At 70.5% G+C, this 16,491-nt stretch carries 14 protein-coding genes; all 14 read left to right on the top strand.

The window, feature by feature from the left end; all coding sequences use genetic code 11:
• The first annotated feature begins 2 nt into the window (after positions 1-2).
• A complete protein-coding gene (locus tag ACFFJD_RS02905; RefSeq protein ID WP_382360658.1) occupies positions 3-1,832 on the top strand; it encodes a peptidoglycan D,D-transpeptidase FtsI family protein in 1,830 nt (609 codons plus the stop codon).
• 68 nt (positions 1,833-1,900) lie between these two features.
• On the top strand, positions 1,901-3,967 hold the full coding sequence (locus tag ACFFJD_RS02900; protein WP_382360655.1) for a UDP-N-acetylmuramoyl-L-alanyl-D-glutamate--2,6-diaminopimelate ligase: 2,067 nt from the start codon (positions 1,901-1,903) through the stop codon (positions 3,965-3,967).
• A gap of 61 nt (positions 3,968-4,028) precedes the next feature.
• Entirely contained in the window at positions 4,029-5,111 is a 1,083-nt protein-coding gene (gene mraY, locus ACFFJD_RS02895; RefSeq protein WP_382360652.1) for a phospho-N-acetylmuramoyl-pentapeptide-transferase, read from the top strand.
• A 98-nt stretch (positions 5,112-5,209) separates the two neighbouring features.
• Positions 5,210-6,922: a putative lipid II flippase FtsW gene (gene ftsW / locus ACFFJD_RS02890; protein ID WP_382360649.1), complete on the top strand. Its 1,713-nt coding sequence runs from the start codon at positions 5,210-5,212 to the stop codon at positions 6,920-6,922.
• Complete coding sequence (gene murG / locus ACFFJD_RS02885; RefSeq protein ID WP_382360646.1) at positions 6,919-8,055, top strand: undecaprenyldiphospho-muramoylpentapeptide beta-N-acetylglucosaminyltransferase; 1,137 nt, start codon at positions 6,919-6,921, stop codon at positions 8,053-8,055. Before ftsW ends, murG begins: the two co-directional genes overlap by 4 nt.
• Positions 8,052-9,521 (top strand): UDP-N-acetylmuramate--L-alanine ligase, encoded by a 1,470-nt coding sequence (gene murC / locus ACFFJD_RS02880; protein ID WP_382360643.1) that lies wholly within the window; start codon positions 8,052-8,054, stop codon positions 9,519-9,521. Before murG ends, murC begins: the two co-directional genes overlap by 4 nt.
• Positions 9,518-10,330 (top strand): cell division protein FtsQ/DivIB, encoded by an 813-nt coding sequence (locus ACFFJD_RS02875; RefSeq protein WP_382360640.1) that lies wholly within the window; start codon positions 9,518-9,520, stop codon positions 10,328-10,330. Before murC ends, ACFFJD_RS02875 begins: the two co-directional genes overlap by 4 nt.
• A 186-nt stretch (positions 10,331-10,516) precedes the next feature.
• Positions 10,517-11,692: a cell division protein FtsZ gene (gene ftsZ, locus ACFFJD_RS02870; protein WP_382360637.1), complete on the top strand. Its 1,176-nt coding sequence runs from the start codon at positions 10,517-10,519 to the stop codon at positions 11,690-11,692.
• A complete protein-coding gene (gene pgeF / locus ACFFJD_RS02865) occupies positions 11,692-12,435 on the top strand; it encodes a peptidoglycan editing factor PgeF (protein ID WP_382360634.1) in 744 nt (247 codons plus the stop codon). Before ftsZ ends, pgeF begins: the two co-directional genes overlap by 1 nt.
• The gene (locus tag ACFFJD_RS02860) at positions 12,432-13,169 is read left to right on the top strand and encodes a YggS family pyridoxal phosphate enzyme (RefSeq protein ID WP_382360631.1); all 738 of its coding nucleotides are present in this window, start codon (positions 12,432-12,434) and stop codon (positions 13,167-13,169) included. Before pgeF ends, ACFFJD_RS02860 begins: the two co-directional genes overlap by 4 nt.
• Before the next feature lie 58 nt (positions 13,170-13,227).
• Entirely contained in the window at positions 13,228-13,959 is a 732-nt protein-coding gene (locus ACFFJD_RS02855; protein WP_382360628.1) for a cell division protein SepF, read from the top strand.
• A 59-nt stretch (positions 13,960-14,018) separates the two neighbouring features.
• A complete protein-coding gene (locus tag ACFFJD_RS02850; RefSeq protein WP_382360625.1) occupies positions 14,019-14,324 on the top strand; it encodes a YggT family protein in 306 nt (101 codons plus the stop codon).
• A 184-nt stretch (positions 14,325-14,508) separates the two neighbouring features.
• Positions 14,509-15,288: a DivIVA-like cell division protein Wag31 gene (gene wag31 / locus ACFFJD_RS02845; RefSeq protein ID WP_382360622.1), complete on the top strand. Its 780-nt coding sequence runs from the start codon at positions 14,509-14,511 to the stop codon at positions 15,286-15,288.
• A 60-nt stretch (positions 15,289-15,348) separates the two neighbouring features.
• The gene (locus tag ACFFJD_RS02840) at positions 15,349-16,236 is read left to right on the top strand and encodes a hypothetical protein (protein ID WP_382360619.1); all 888 of its coding nucleotides are present in this window, start codon (positions 15,349-15,351) and stop codon (positions 16,234-16,236) included.
• The last annotated feature ends 255 nt before the right edge of the window (positions 16,237-16,491 follow it).

Raw genomic sequence — 16,491 nt, 5'->3', positions numbered from 1 at the left:
TCATGACCAGTCCTCGAAATCCAGGTGACGCCCCGCGGCCCGTCGGGCGCTTCCTGGTCCGCACCCGCGTGCTGACCGCGTTGGCACTGGTCCTGGCGCTCGCCGTGGCCGGTCGGCTGGTGTGGATCAATGTCATCGATGCCGGCGACCTGGCGGCCCAGGCGGCGCAGCAGCGCGAGGACGTCGTGACGCTGTACGCCAAGCGCGGCGCCATCCTCGACCGGAACGGCCGCCCGCTGGCGTACACCGGCGAGGCCCGGGCGCTGACCTTCCTGCCGCGCGCGGTGCGCAAGGCGATCGACGCCGAGCACGAGAAGAACGATCAGCTGCCCGACAGCGCCACCCGGCTCAAGGAGATCGCCGACGGCGTCTCCGCGCAGCTGGGCGGGTCGATCTCGAGCGAGGATCTGCACGCCAAGCTGACCTCCGACGACGACTTCGTCTACCTGGCGCGCTCGGTGAGCCCGGAGACCGCCAACCGCATCACCGCCGACTTCCCCGAGGTCGGCGCCGATCCCCAGTCGGTGCGCGTCTATCCGGGCGGCTCCCTGGCGGCCAACGTGATCGGCGACGTCAACTTCGACGGCAACGGACACATCGGCCTGGAGTCGTCGCTGGATCCGATCCTGGCCGGCATGAACGGCACCGAGACCGTCGATCGCGGCGCCGACGGCGCCATCATCCCCGGCAGCAAGCGCAACGTGCACCCGGCGATCGACGGGCAGACCGTCACGCTGACCCTGGACTCGGATGTGCAGTGGTTCGTCCAGGCCCAGGTCAACGAGGCCAAGAAGAAGTCGGGGGCGCAGAACGCCTCGGCGGTGGTGCTCGACGCCCAGACCGGCGAGGTCCTGGCCATGGCCAACGACAACACCTTCAACCCGTCGCTGCCGGTGGACGCCCAGCGCGACGCCGACCTGGGCAACCGGTCGGTCACCTCGCCCTTCGAACCGGGTTCGGTGAACAAGCTGGTGGTGGCCTCGGCCGCCATCGAGTACGGGCTGACCACCCCGGACACCGTCTACCGGGTCCCCGGTTCCATCGACATGGCCGGGATCACGGTGAAGGACGCCTGGGAGCACGGCGTGGTGCCGTACACCACCACCGGAATCTTCGGTAAGTCGTCGAACGTCGGCACCCTGATGCTGGCGCAGAAGGTGGGGGAGAAGCGTTTCGCGGACATGCTGACCTCGTTCGGTCTGGGCGAGCGCACCGACGTGGGGCTGCCGGCCGAGAGCGGCGGCGAAGTGCCCGCGCTGAGCCAGTGGTCCGGCGGTTCGTTCGCGAACCTGCCGATCGGGCAGGGTCTGTCGATGACCCTGCTGCAGATGACCTCGATGTATCAGGCCATCGCCAACGACGGGGTGCGGGTGCCGCCGCGCATTCTGGCGCCGATCGACGGCGAGCGCAGCGCGGGCTTCACCGAGCCCGAGCCGGTGCGCGTGGTGAGCCCGGAGACGGCGCGCACCGTGCGTGAGATGTTCCGTTCGGTGATGCAGGACGATCCGCGCGGCATCCAGTCGGGCACCGGTGCCAAGGGTGCGATCGAGGGCTACCAGACCTCCGGGAAGACCGGCACGGCGCAGCAGGTGGACCCGGCCTGCAACTGCTACTCCAAGTCGAGCTACAACATCACCTTCGCCGGGATCACGCCCGCCGACGATCCCCGCTTCGTGATCGGCATCATGCTGGACAATCCGGTGCGCAGCACCGACGGCAGCGGTGGTCAGTCGGCGGCGCCGTTGTTCTCGGCCATCGGAACCTGGCTGCTGCAGCACGAGAAGGTGCCGTTCTCAGCCACCGAGACGCCGCGGTTGAAGCTGGAAGCATAGGCTCGACCGCATCGGTTCGATGGCACGCCGGACCGAGCGGGCAGAGAGGTACGAAAGCAGTGGCGGAGATGAAGCAATACCTACCGGTGCGACCGGAGCACCCCGTCGGGGCCGATTTGACGGCGCTGGCCGAACTCTCCGGGGCGACGGTCATCGGCGGCGATCGCACCGTGATCGGTGCCACCCTGCGGGCGCAGCACGCCGGGGCCGGTGACCTGTTCGCGGCTCTGCCGGGCGCCCGGGTGCATGGCGCGCGGTACGCGGTCGAGGCGGTCGCGGCCGGGGCGGTCGCGGTGCTCACCGACGACGAGGGCCTGGCGATCCTGCGTGCGGATCCGGCGACCGCGGACGTCTCGGTGCTGCTGCATCCGCAGCCGCGGTCGGTGCTGGGGGTGGTGTCCGCTCGCATCTACGGCGACCCGTCGCAGCGGCTGACGCTGCTCGGCATCACCGGCACCTCCGGCAAGACCACCACCGCCTACCTGACCGAGGCCGCCCTGCGCGCCGGCGGTCGGGTGGTCGGTTTGATCGGGACCGTCGAGATCCGGATCGACGGCACCCCGGTGCCGAGTTCGCTGACCACCCCCGAGGCCCCCGACCTGCAACGCATGTTCGCGGTGATGCGCGAACGCGGCGTCGACACCGTGGTGATGGAGGTCTCCAGCCACGCGCTGGCGCTGGGTCGGGTGGACGGGACGCGGTTCGCCGTCGGCGGTTTCACCAATCTGTCGCAGGATCACCTGGATTTCCATCACACGATGGACGAGTACTTCCGCGCCAAGGCCGACCTGTTCGACGGTGCCGCGCCCAATCACGCCGCTGCCGCGGTGATCTGCGTGGACGACGAATGGGGCGAGCAGATGGCGCAGATCGCCCGCGGCAGCGCGGAGCGACTGGCCACGGTCTCGGTGACCGGGGCGGCGGACTGGTCGACCGTCGGGGAGGTGGCTGCCGACGCGGGGCTGCAGACGGTGGCCGTCCGCGGGCCGGACGGCGCCGAGCACGTGCTGGCGGTGCCGCTGCCGGGGGCCTACAACGTGGCCAACGCGCTGCTCGCCGTCGGACTGGCGACGGCGGCCGGCGTGCCGACGGGGACCGCCATCGGCGGTCTGGCGCAGGTGCGCGTGCCCGGTCGGGTGGAGCAGGTCGATCGCGGCCAGGACTTCCTCGCCGTGGTGGATTACGCGCACAAGCCGGCCGCGGTCGAAGCCGTGCTGGCGACGCTGGCCGCGCAGACCAGCGGTTCGATCGCGGTGGTCCTCGGCGCCGGCGGTGACCGTGACACCGAGAAGCGCCCGCTGATGGGCGCCGCGGCGGCCCGGGCGGCCGACCTGGTGATCATCACCGACGACAACCCGCGCAGCGAGGATTCGGCGAGCATTCGGGCCGCCGTCCGGGCCGGCGCCGAAGCGGTCCCGGCCGCCGGACGTCGCGCCGCCGAGATCCGAGAAACCGGCGATCGCGCCGCCGCCATCGCCGAGGCGGTGGCGTGGGCGGGTCCCGGCGATGTGGTGCTGGTGGCGGGCAAGGGCCACGAGACCGGGCAGGAGATCGCTGGACAGGTGTATCCCTTCGACGATCGCGAGGTCCTCGCCGCGGCCCTGACCGAACGCGCGGCGGCCCCCGAGCCGCTGATCGTGTACCTGGCGCCCCCGGAGGCCACCGTGGACCAGGCGACCCGACTGCTGCGCGAGATGGTGACCGACGCCGTCGATGCCGGTGTGGGCAGTGCGCACCGGACCGACGCCGATGCGAGCCAGGGTCGGCGGACGTGGGCGTTCTTCGGCGATCTCGCCGACGGCGGCGTCGACGAGAACGCGCGCTGCGTGACCCACGACCTGGTCGGGCGGCGCGCCGTGCGACTGGCCGTGGATCAGACCGTCGCGGTGGGCGACACGCGGGCCGTGCGCGCCCTGTACCAAGGCGCGATCCAGGAGGGGTCGTGGGGCGACGAGGCGGGCTTCTTCCTCACCGTCGACGAACTCCTCGCCCAGCAGCGCGCCGATGCGGGCACCGCGGCCGCGCCGCGGGCCGGTGACATGGTGCTCATCGCCGGCGGCGGGGAGCTGGCGCACGCGCTGGTGGACATCTGGCAGCGCACGGCCGACCTCACGGTGCAGGTGCACAATCGATGACCGGTAGGGTCTTCAGACGGTCGACTCACTCGGCGGCCGTAGACGACGAAGGATTCATCCAGTGACTCAGATCCTGATCGCGGGGGCGATCGCACTCGCGGTGGCGATTCTGCTGACGCCGGTGCTGATCCGGGAGTTCTCCCGGCGTCGGTGGGGCCAGGAGATTCGGCAGGACGGCCCGGCGAGCCACCAGGCCAAGGCGGGCACCCCGTCGATGGGCGGCGTCGCGATTCTCATCGCGATCTGGGCGGGTTACCTCGGCTCCTACATCTTCAGTTGGGTGCGCGGCGACGGCGGTCCGACCGCCTCGGGGCTGCTGGTCCTGGGCCTGGCCACCGGTCTGGGCCTGGTCGGTTTCCTCGACGACTTCATCAAGCTCGCCAAGAAGCGCAACCTGGGTCTGAACAAGACGCAGAAGTCGGTGGCGCAGCTGATCGTGGCGGTGGTCTTCGGCATTCTGCTGCTGCAGTTCCGCAACGATCAGGGGCGCACACCCGCCAACGACCACCTGTCCTACGTGCGGGACATCGAGGCCATCACGTTCACCGGCGTCGGCTTCGTGATCTTCTGCTGGCTGGTGGTGTCGGCGTGGTCGAACGCGGTGAACTTCACCGACGGGCTCGACGGCCTGGCCGCCGGCTCGACCGCGATGGTGATGGGCACCTACGTGCTGATCACCATGTGGCAGGACCAGCACTCGTGCGACAACGTGGTCGGCGACCTGAAGGCCGCCTCCTGCTATCAGGTGCGCGATCCGCACGACCTGGCGATCGTGGCGATGGTGGCCGCGGCCGCCTGTCTGGGCTTCCTGTGGTGGAATGCGGCACCGGCCAAGATCTTCATGGGCGACACCGGTTCACTGGCGCTCGGCGGCATCGTCGCGGGTCTGTCGATGACCACCCACACCGAGCTGCTGATGATCGTGATCGGCGCCCTCTTCGTGGCCGAGATCGTCACCGTGATGATCCAGATCGCGGCGTTCCGGACCACCGGCAAGCGGCCGTTCCGGATGGCTCCGTTCCATCATCACTTCGAGTTGGGCGGTTGGGACCAGACGACGGTGATCATCCGCTTCTGGCTGCTCTCGGCCATCTCGTGCGCCCTGGGGCTGGGACTGTTCTACGGCGAGTGGGTCGCCGGCTGACCCTGCCGGCGCTCACCGTGGGCGAGATCGCAGACCGGATTCGGCGACACGCCCCATAAGTCCCAAGAGTCACAGCCTTCACAGGGGACGATGGTTCGGTGACTGTTCCTCCTCGCGCTGCGCGGCGCTCTACGCGCGAGTCGTCCGAGTCGCCGGGCAGCCCGGCGGTGGAGACTCCCGCTGCGGACACCTCGGCTGCGGACGCTCCGGCTACGGGCACTCCGGCTGCGAGCACCCCGGCGTCGTCGAAGAACCCGCTGTCGCTGACACTGTCGCGGCCGAACCTCGATCTGCGCGCGTGGTGGACCACCGCGCGCGAGGGGGTGCGCACCCTGATGGCGCGGCCCCTGACGTCGTTCCACCTGGTGGTCTCGCTGTCGCTGGTGCTGACCGTGTGCGGTCTGATCATGGTGCAGTCGGCGTCCTCGGTGGAGGGCTATGCGGAGAACCAGTCCTCCTACGGCGCGTTCGCCACGCAGGCGGTCTTCGCCGTCCTCGGCTGGGTGTCCTTCTACCTGGTGCTGCACCTGCCGTTCCGGTTCTTCCGCCGGTTCGCCACGCTGGGCGTGTTCGTGAGCGTGGTGCTGCTGATCCTGGTGCTGGTGCCCAGCCTCGGCGTGAAGGTCGACGGTGCGCGCCGCTGGTTCGACGTGGGCGGCGTCTCGATTCAGCCGTCGGAGCTGGCCAAGCTGGCCCTGTGCATCTGGGGTGCGCACGTGCTGGCCTCGCGACGCACCGCCGGCGCCGGGACCAAGGAACTGCTCGTCCCCTTGCTGCCGGTCGCGATCCTGATGTGCGGGCTCATCATCGCCGAGCCGAACCTGTCGACCACCGTGATTATTCTGGTGATCACCGGCGCGTTGCTCTGGTTCGCCGGCCTGTCCGGCACCGTGTTCGCAGGCTTCATCGGTGCCTTCGCGCTGGCCGGCGTGGTCGCGGCCCTGAGCGCGGACTACCGCGCCGCGCGCGTGTTCAGCTTCCTCGGTTCCAACGACGACCCGCTCGGCGGCGGCTACCAGGCGCTGCAGGCGACCTACGCGCTCGCCAACGGCGGCATCTTCGGCGTCGGCCTGGGGCAGAGCACCGCGAAGTGGAGCTATCTGCCCAACGCCCACAACGACTTCATCTTCGCGATCCTGGTGGAGGAGACCGGGCTCGTCGGCGGCATGATCGTCGTCGGCCTGTTCCTGCTGCTGGGATTCGTCGGCATGCGGATCGCCCGTCGGTCGGCCGATCCGTTCCTGCGGCTGCTGACCGCCACCATCACGGTGCTGATCACCACGCAGATGTTCATCAACGTCGGCTACGTGGTGGGTCTGCTGCCGGTGACCGGGATCCAGTTGCCGCTGATGTCGCAGGGCGGCACCTCGATGCTGACGATGCTGACCATGCTCGGCCTGCTCGCCAGTGCGGCGCGGCACGAACCGGATGCGGTGGTGGCCCTGTCCGGCAGCAAGTCGCGCGGCCTGTCGCGGCTGCTGCACCTGCCGCCGCCGGCACCGTATCGACCGCGACTGGTGGATCAGGTGCAGGACCGGTTGGGGCGACGACGCGACACCGGGCGTCCGCCCGAGCCGCGCGGCAGCCGCCGTCCGGTCCCGCGCGAGCGGATGAATCCCGCCCCGCGCGAGCGGATGCGTCAGGTCCCGCGGGAGCGGATGTACCCGACACGGTCGGGCGCGCAGCACTCGGACGAGATCCACTATCCTGCAAGGCAGGCGAGCAACCGGGTTCGAACCGATCCGCGCCGGTACGCCTCGCGCTACCCGGCGGCCGACTCGCCGCGTCGAACGGAGTACAGGCAGCGGTGAGCAGTCAATCTCAGTCGGTCCGACCGGGGCTTTCGGTGGTCGTCGCGGGCGGTGGAACCGCCGGTCACATCGAGCCCGCACTGGCCGTCGCCGACGCCGTGCGCCGTCTCGATCCCGGCGCGCGGATCACCGCGCTCGGCACGCCCAAGGGCCTGGAGACCGAGTTGGTGCCCAAGCGCGGGTACGACCTCGAACTGATTCCGCCCGCGCCGCTGCCGCGCAAGCCCGGCAAGGATCTGCTGGCCACGCCGTACCGGCTCACCCGCGCCGTCGCGGCGACCCGCAAGGTGCTGCGCCGGGTCGAGGCCGACGTGGTGGTCGGATTCGGCGGCTACGTGGCGCTGCCGGCCTACTTCGCCGCCGGGCGTCGGCTGCCGGTGCTGATCCACGAGGCCAACGCCAGCGCGGGCATCGCCAACAAGGTGGGTGCGCGGTGGGCCGAGCGCGTGCTGGCCGCGGTGCCCGACTGCGGACTGCCCGGTGCCGAGGTCGTCGGGATGCCCGTACGTGCGGCCATCGCCGATCTCGACCGCGCGGGGACCCGGGCCGCCGCGCGCGAGTTCTTCGGACTCGATCCGCAGGCGCCCACGCTGCTGGTCTTCGGCGGCTCGCAAGGGGCCCAGCAGATCAACGAGGCCGTCGCCGGAGCCGCCGGCGCCCTCGGCGCCGCCGGGATCGGCGTGCTGCACGCGCACGGAGCCAAGAACACCATCGCGCCCGTCTCGCCCGCGGGGGCGCCGCCGTACGTGGCGGTGCCCTACCTCGACCGCATGGACCTCGCCTACGCCGCGGCCGATCTGGTGATCTGCCGGTCCGGTGCGATGACCGTCGCCGAGGTGACCGCGGCCGCCCTGCCGGCGATCTACGTCCCCCTGCCGCACGGAAACGGCGAACAGCGCCTCAACGCCCTGCCGGTGGTGCAGGCCGGGGCGGCGCTGCTCACCGACAACGCCGACCTGACCGTCGAGTACGTGTCGCGCGAAGTGCCCGCCCTGCTCAACGATGCCGGACGACTGGCCGCGATGGCCGAGGCCGGTGCGCACACCGGCCACCGCGATGCGGCCGAGACGGTGGCCGCCGCGGCGCTGGCCCTGGCCGCCCGGTTCCGGGCCGAACAGGGAGGACGGCGATGAGCGGTCTGGACTGCGACCTGCCACCGAACCTGCACCGCGTGCACATGGTCGGTATCGGCGGCGCCGGGATGTCCGGCCTCGCCCGTATCCTGCTGGCACGGGGCGGCGCGGTCTCCGGATCCGATGCCCGTGAGAGCCGAGGCGTGATCGCACTGCGGGCCCGCGGCGCGCAGGTCGGTATCGGACACCACGGCTCGGCGCTCGACATGCTCGACGGCGGCCCGACGGTGGTGGTCACCACGCACGCCGCGATTCCGCACGACAACCCCGAGCTGGTGGAGGCGCGCCGCCGGGGGATCCCGGTGCTGTACCGGCCCCAGGTGCTGGCCCAGCTCATGGACGGGCACCGCACCCTGCTCATCACCGGTACCCACGGCAAGACCTCGACCACGTCGATGGCGGTGGTGGCGCTGCAGCACTGCGGCGCCGACCCGTCGTTCGCGATCGGCGGCGAGCTGAACGAATCGGGGACCAACGCCCACCACGGCAGCGGAGCCGTTTTCGTCGCCGAGGCCGACGAGAGCGACGGCTCGCTCCTGGAGTACCGACCCGACGTGGTGGTGGTGACCAACATCGAGGCCGATCACCTGGACTTCTTCGGTTCCGAAGCCGCGTACGTCCAGGTCTTCGACGATTTCCTCGCGCTGATCCGGCCGGGCGGCACGCTGGTGGTGTGCCTCGACGATCCGGGCGCCGCGGCCCTGGCCGGTCGCTGTGCGGCCGCACTGGCGGCGGCCGACGTCGACGTGATCGGGTACGGCGTCGGTGTCCATCGCGCGCTGGCGCCGTCGGTTCCGCTCGCGGGCCGGCTGGTGGAGCGTTCGGCTCGCGGCACCGGCAGCAGCGTGCGACTGGAACTGACTCCGCCGATCGTTCCCGAACCCGCCGAACGCGGGATGGCGGTGACGCTGCCCGGCGAGCACATGGCGCTCAACGCGCTGGGCGCCCTGCTGGGGGCCCTGGCGGTGGCACCGTCGATCGGTCCGAACGCGCTGATCGAGGGCATCGACAGCTTCGGCGGTGTGCATCGGCGGTTCGAGAACCGGGGCACCGCGGCCGGGGTACGCGTGTACGACGACTACGCCCACCATCCGACGGAGGTGCGGGCGGTGCTGACCGCGGCCCGCGGCGTGGTCACCGAGACCGGCGGGCGCGTGCTCGCGGTGTTCCAGCCGCACCTGTACTCGCGCACCGAGGAGTTCGCCGAGCAGTTCGCGCAGGCGCTGAGCCTGGCCGACGAGGTGATCGTCGCCGAGGTCTACGGTGCGCGGGAAGAGCCGCGCCCCGGCGTGACGGGACGGCTGATCTCCGATGCGGTCACCGTGCCCGCGGTCTTCGTCGACGCCGTCACCGACCTGCCCGGTGCGGTGGCCGCACGCGCCCGCAGGGGCGACCTGGTGCTGACCATCGGGGCCGGAGACATCACCATGCAGGCGCCGTTCATCCTGGCCGCGTTGGATTCGTGAGCACGTCCGAGCGGGCGGGGAAGCGGTCGCGCACCAGGGCGGCCGCCCAGACCCAGCGGGAGCAGCGGGAGCAGCAGCAGGAGACCCGTCGGGTCGGGCGTCGTCGACTGTGGCGTGCGGTCGGGGCGTTCGTCGCGGTCGCGGTCCTGGTCGGTGCGGTGGCGGCGGCCTATTTCTCGCCGCTGATGTCGGTCCGCGAGGTCACGGTGACCGGTACCGGCTCGGGGACGGTCTCGACCGACGAGGTGCTCGCGGTGGCCGAGGTGCCGCAGGGCGAACCGCTGTTGCAGGTGGACACCGGAGTGATCGCCCAGCGGGTGGCGCGGATTCCCGGCGTCCAGTCCGCGCGGGTGGATCGGAACTATCCGTCGACCATTCTCATCGACGTGGTCGAGCGCCGTCCGCTGGTGCTGATCGACGCGGCGGACGGGACCGTCGGAGTGATGGATCACCTGGGGGTGGTCTATCTGGAGTTCGATTCCCGCGAGGCGATGGGCGCCGCGGCCGCCGGGCCGGTCGTGTACCGGGACCTGCCGGTCCTCGAGGTGTCCCGACCGGGACCGCAGGACCCCACCACCAAGGCGGCGGTGGAGATGGTCGCGGGGCTTCCGGATTGGCTGCGCCGCGACGTGCAGTCGGTCTCGGCGTCGTCGCCGGCCGACCTGACCCTGCATCTGACCAAGTCGCGGACCGTGGTGTGGGGAGACTCCGAACGCGGCGAGGACAAGGCCGAGGCGCTCAAGCACGTTCTGAAGCTGAATGCCAAATCGTTCAACGTGTCGAGCCCGGATTACCCGGCCGTGCGCTGACGCGGTGTGTGCGGCCGCGGCGCGGCGCGACTTCGACGGCGTGTCGCGGAGAAAAACTCGCGACACGCGGCGCGCCTCCTGGCACCGGACCGACTGGGTCAATACCGTCGTCTTCAACACCCGTACTTGACATAACAATAACCCTCTGGTTGAGCTTTAGGGTCTGACTCGGAGCAGGAAGGCATCATGACGCCCCCTCATAACTACCTCGCCGTCATCAAGGTCGTCGGCATCGGCGGTGGCGGCGTGAATGCTGTCAACCGCATGATCGAACAGGGCCTCAAGGGCGTCGAGTTCATCGCGATCAACACCGACGCGCAGGCATTGCTGATCAGCGATGCCGACGTGAAGCTCGATATCGGCCGGGAGTCCACCCGCGGGTTGGGTGCCGGCGCCAATCCCGAGGTCGGTCGCAAGGCCGCCGAGGACGCGCGGGACGAGATCGAGGACCTGCTGCAGGGCGCCGACATGGTCTTCGTGACCGCGGGCGAGGGCGGCGGAACCGGCACCGGCGGCGCGCCGGTGGTGGCCGCGATCGCTCGCAAGCTCGGTGCGCTGACCGTGGGCGTGGTGACCCGTCCGTTCTCGTTCGAGGGCAAGCGACGCGGCAACCAGGCCGACGAGGGCATCGCCGCGCTCCGCGAATCCTGCGACACCCTGATCGTGATCCCGAACGACCGGCTGCTGCAGCTGGGCGACTCGCAGGTCAGCCTCATGGATGCCTTCCGCAGCGCCGACGAGGTGCTCCTCAACGGCGTCCAGGGCATCACCGATCTGATCACCACCCCGGGCCTGATCAACGTCGACTTCGCCGACGTCAAGGGCGTCATGAGCGACGCCGGCAGCGCGCTGATGGGTATCGGTGCCGCACGCGGTGAGGATCGGGCCCGTAAGGCCGCCGAGATCGCGATCAACTCCCCGCTGCTGGAAGCGTCGATGGAGGGCGCCCGAGGCGTGCTGCTGTCCATCGCCGGTGGCAGCGACCTGGGTCTGTTCGAGATCAACAACGCCGCCACGCAGGTCCAGGAGGCCGCGCACGAGGATGCCAACATCATCTTCGGCACCGTGATCGACGACAACCTCGGCGACGAGGTGCGGGTCACCGTCATCGCCGCGGGCTTCGACGGCGGTGCGCCGCGCAAGCGCGTGGACAACCCGGCCGCGGCGACGTCGGCGGCGAAGGCCCCCGGCACCGTCGAATCGGCGCATTCCGGCCAGGTGTCCACCCCGCCGGCCAACGATCCGCTGTTCGGCACCAAGCCGGCGCCTGCGGGCGACCCGTTCGCCCAGACGCAGCCGCCGCGCCGCAACGCCGTGCGCCTCGACGACGACGAGGTCGACGTCCCCGACTTCATGAAGTGATGGGCGCGACGGTGCCCGCACCTCGGGTGCGGCGCGTGGTCACCACGCGCGCCGGGGGCGTTTCCCGACCCCCCTACGACTCGTTCAATCTCGGCGACCACGTCGGTGACGATCCGGCCGCGGTCGCGGCCAACCGTGAGCGCCTGGCGCGCGAGATCGGCGTCGCTCCCGGGCATGTGGTCTGGATGGAGCAGGTGCACGGACGGACCGTGACCGTGGTCGACGGACCGGTGGCCGAGCCGGTGCCGGTGACCGATGCGCTGGTCACGACGACGCCGGGGCTGGCCCTGGCGGTACTGACCGCCGATTGCGTGCCGTTGCTGCTCAGTGACGACGAGGCCGGTGTGATCGCGGCCGTGCACGCCGGGCGCGTGGGTGCCCGGATCGGGATCGTGCCGAAGGTGCTCGAGGCCATGGTCGGACTCGGCGCGGAGCCCTCGCGCATCGGCGTCCTCCTGGGGCCGGCCGCCTCCGGCGCCCGCTACGAGGTGCCGCCGGAGATGGCGCGCGATGTGGAGCAACACCTGCCGGGCAGCGCCTGCCGGACGGCCAAGGGCACCACCGGCCTGGATCTGCGGGCCGGCATCGATCGGCAGCTCCGCGCCGCCGGGGTCACCTCCATCGCACTGGACTCGCGCTGCACCATCGGCGACCCGGCCCTCTTCAGTCATCGCCGCGGGGCGCCTACCGGCCGCATCGCCTCGGTGATCTGGATGGATCCGGCGGGTGAGACCGCGCCGTGAGCGAGGATCTACGGCGCGCCGAACTGGCGGCGGCGCTGGCGCGTGCGCGCGAGCGGGTGGCAGCGGCCGAGGCCGCCGCCGGACGTGTCGCGGGCAGTGCCCGCCTGCTGGTGGTCACCAAGTTCTTCCCCGCCGAGGACATGGCGCGGCTGATCGACCTCGGTGCCGCCGAATTCGGTGAGTCGCGGGAGCCGGAGGCCGGCCGGAAGGTGGCGCAGGTGCGCGAGCAGCTGCCGCAGGCGCACTTCGACGTCGACATGATCGGCTCGGTGCAGCGCAAGAAGGCCAAGACCGTCGCTCGCTGGGCCCGCCGGGTGCAGTCGGTGGACTCGCCCGAGCTGCTGCAGGCGTTGGCGATGGCCGCCGGAAGGTCCCTGGAGGCCGGCGAGCGGCCGGGGCCGCTCGGCGTGCTGTTGCAGGTGAGCCTCGACGGCGACCCCGCGCGCGGGGGAGTGCCCGAGTCGGGACTGGCGGCGTTGGCCGAGCAGGTCGTCGCCCACGACGGCACCCTGACCCTGGACGGACTCATGGTGATCGCCCCGCTCCACGGGCAGGTGCACGATCACCTCGCGCACGCGCAGGAGATCGCCGAGCGCTTCCGTGTCGAGTTCCCGGACGCCCGGGAGCTGTCGTCGGGGATGTCCGGTGATCTGGAGGCGGCGATCGCGCACGGATCGACGTGTGTGCGTGTCGGAACCGCGATCATGGGCCCGCGCCCGATAACCTCTCCCTAGTCACATTGGTCACAACAGAACCATCAAGATCATTAATTCAGCAGTGGAAGGCAAGTCGATGACGACGATGCAGAAGTTCAAGGCATATTTCGGCATGGTGCCCCCGAGCGAGTACGAGGACGACTACCTCGCCGACCCTGCCGCTGATCGGGTGGAGTCGATGAACGGCTACGGCGATCGCGCACCGGCGCGTCGCGAAGAGCCCGGCATGAGCGCGCGTGAGCGCCTCTACCTGGAGCGCTACCGCACCGCCGAGGGCCATCCGGAGCCCTACTACGAGGACGATCCCTACGCCGTGGAGTACGCCGAGGTCCAGTACGGGCAGCGCGGCGACGAGCGCGTCTACGCCGAGCGTGCGGTGCACGTGGAGGTCGACCGTGGGCCGGCACCTGTTCGTGGACGCCTGGAGCCGCTGTCGCGGAACACCGGTGCGCCTGCGCGCAGCGTCGCCCCGGTCCGCGGGGCCAACGCCCTGGCCCCGGAGGTACGCGGCGATGTCGTCGCCGAGACTGCGAGCCGTATCACCACGCTGCGTCCGGCCGACTACTCCGAGGCACGCACCATCGGTGAGCGTTTCCGCGGTGGCAGCCCGGTCATCATGGACCTGGTGGACATGAACAACGAGGACGCCAAGCGCATGGTGGACTTCGCCGCCGGCCTGGTCTTCGCGTTGCGCGGCTCGTTCGACAAGGTGGCCACCAAGGTCTTCCTGCTCTCGCCCGCAGGTGTCGAGGTGACGCCGGAGGATCGTCGTCGCCTGGCCGAAACCGGCTTCCACAGCCAGAGCTGAGAGGGAGCACACGAGGAGGCGCCGGATCACTCCGGCGCCTTTCGTGGCACTGTAGACACGTGGGTATTTTCCTCTGGATCCTCTACCTGATCCTCTTCCTGTACTGGGTGCTGCTGCTGGGTCGGCTGGTGGCCGAGTTCGTCCAGTCCCTGGCCCGTCGCTGGCGTCCGCACGGCTTCGCGGTGATCGTCATGGAAGTGATCTACACGCTCACCGATCCGCCGCTGAAGGCGCTCCGCCGGGTCCTCAAGCCGATCGATCTGGGGGCCGTGCGACTGGATTTGTCGCTGTTCCTGGTGTTGATCGTGGTGACTATCGGGATGCGGATCTCGCAGGCGTACGCCCTGCACCTGGCCCCGCTGTGATCTAGCTTTGATTGCGAAAGGGTGGCATCTGAACACCCGAACTTGGTCCGGGTGTGACAAGATGGCACGCTAGTTACACAGTGCTACTGGTATTAATAGAACTGCGACCCGGCTGTCGTCGGTGACCGACATATGAACCAGAGTGCTTCTACGGACACGCTCGAAGACCAAAGGGGATACCGAAATGCGGCTGACTCCAGCTGATGTGCACAATGTCGCTTTCAGCAAACCGCCGATCGGTAAGCGCGGTTACAACGAAGACGAGGTGGACCAGTTCCTCGACTTCGTCGAAGCAGAGCTTGCTCGGCTGATCGACGAGAACGAGGCGCTGACCCAGCGCAACGCCGATCTCGAGGCGGACCTGGCGGCGGCGCGTGCCGGTGGCCCGGCCGGCGGTGAGCACACCCAGGTCTTCGCGGCGGCCACCGAGGTCGTCGAAGTTCCGGCGCCCGCTCCCGTGGCACCGGCCCCGGTTCCGCAGGCCGGTCTCGACGAAGACGCCAGCATGCGTGCGGCCCGAGTGCTCGCGCTCGCGCAGGACACCGCCGATCGCGTGACCGGCAGCGCCCGCGGCGAAGCCGAGTCGCTGCTCGCCGACGCCCGCGCACGCAGCGAGGGCATGGTCGGCGAGGCGCAGGCCACCGCCGAGGCCACCCTGAACGATTCCCGTCAGCGCGCCGAGGCGCTGCTGGCCGACGCGCAGACCCGCGCCGAGACCCAGGTGCGCCAGGCACAGGAGCGCGCCGACTTCCTGCAGCGCGATGCCGAGCAGAAGCACTCCGAGATCATGTCCACCATCAACCAGCAGCGCACGGTGCTGGAGGGACGGATCGAGCAGCTCAAGACGTTCGAGCGCGAGTACCGCACCCGACTGAAGACCTACCTGGAGTCGCAGCTCGAGGAGCTGCAGCAGCGCGGCAGTGCGGCGCCGGTGGAGCAGGGTTACGGACCGGAGAACGGTTAGCCCTCGGCTGCTGTCAGGCATGGGCGACGTGGGTCATTTCGATGAGATGAGGGGCCGGCAATGCTGACCTTGGCACTGGCGGCGACCCTGGTCGGCTTCGGCCTCCTGGTGGTCGCGCTGATCACGGCTAACTTCTGGCTGGCGGTGGCCTGCATCGTCGTCTGCGTGATCGGTCTTGTCGTCCTGCTGGTCGACATCCTGCGCGCCGGTCGCGGTGGCGGCGGTGTCGGCGACGAGCCGCTGTTCACCATCCGCGACCGCAGCGATGAGCGGACGGCGCCGCTGCTCGACGCCGCCGACGAGCCTGTCGACGAGCCGGCCGGTCCGAACTCGGAGCCGATCGACACGTCGCTCAGCGGTCTGGGATCGATCGTGGCGGCCGAACCGGTTCCGCACGTCGACGCCGAGTCGGACGAGCCCGCCGAGACCGGCGCGGCCGAGCCGGACGGGCCTGCGCTGGGGGACACCAGCGACTACATCCGATCGGTCACCGGTTCGTTCCCGTCGCCGACGGGGCCGAGCGGCGCCTGGCCGGTGTCCGCCGAGCCGGTGCCCGCAGAGGTCGAACCCGAACCCGCCTCCGGCCCGGTGCCCACCTTCGACGCGGGTCCGGCCACCGGGCCCATCCTGTCGGCTTCGCCGTACGTGGGTCGGCGTCGGCGCGGCATGGAGTCCCCCGACGAATCCACCCCCGCGGAGTCCACCGGCGAGCAGCCGGCCCAGAGCGCTTCCGAGCCCGCCGCCGGGTTCGACCAGCCGGTGCCGGACGAGCAGGAGGCGGTCGCCGCCGCATCCGCCGCCCCGTCCGAGGCAGCGCCGTCGCCCGTCGAGGCGGCCGAGCCGCCCGTCGACGAGACCGCGGAGAAGCCGGCCGCGGAGCGGACCTTCGTGGTGCACGACAACACCGGTCCGCTGCCCAAGATCACCTTCGTCGGCGACGACGAGTAGACTGCTCGAGAAGAATCAGCGTTGATCCGGCCATCACCGGGGAGCTCCCGGAAGAACCGGCTCTGACACCGTTCGCGGTGGCCGAGCACCAGTAGACCCGGGCGGGTGCGGCCCGTCATCGCCGCACGTGTGTCCCGCGCCAGCGGAGGCATGCGATGAGCGGCACCGCGTGAGGCGGTGCAAGCGGGGTGGTACCGCGTGGAAGTCGAACACGACGACCGCGTCCCCGTGCCCGAGGTAGTCCGGCGGCGACGC

The organism is Gordonia phosphorivorans, assembly GCF_042432625.1.
Classification (GTDB): Bacteria; Actinomycetota; Actinomycetes; order Mycobacteriales; family Mycobacteriaceae; genus Gordonia; species Gordonia phosphorivorans.
Note: the sequence above shows the minus strand (reverse complement) of the source record. Positions and strands in the feature narration are given on the sequence as shown.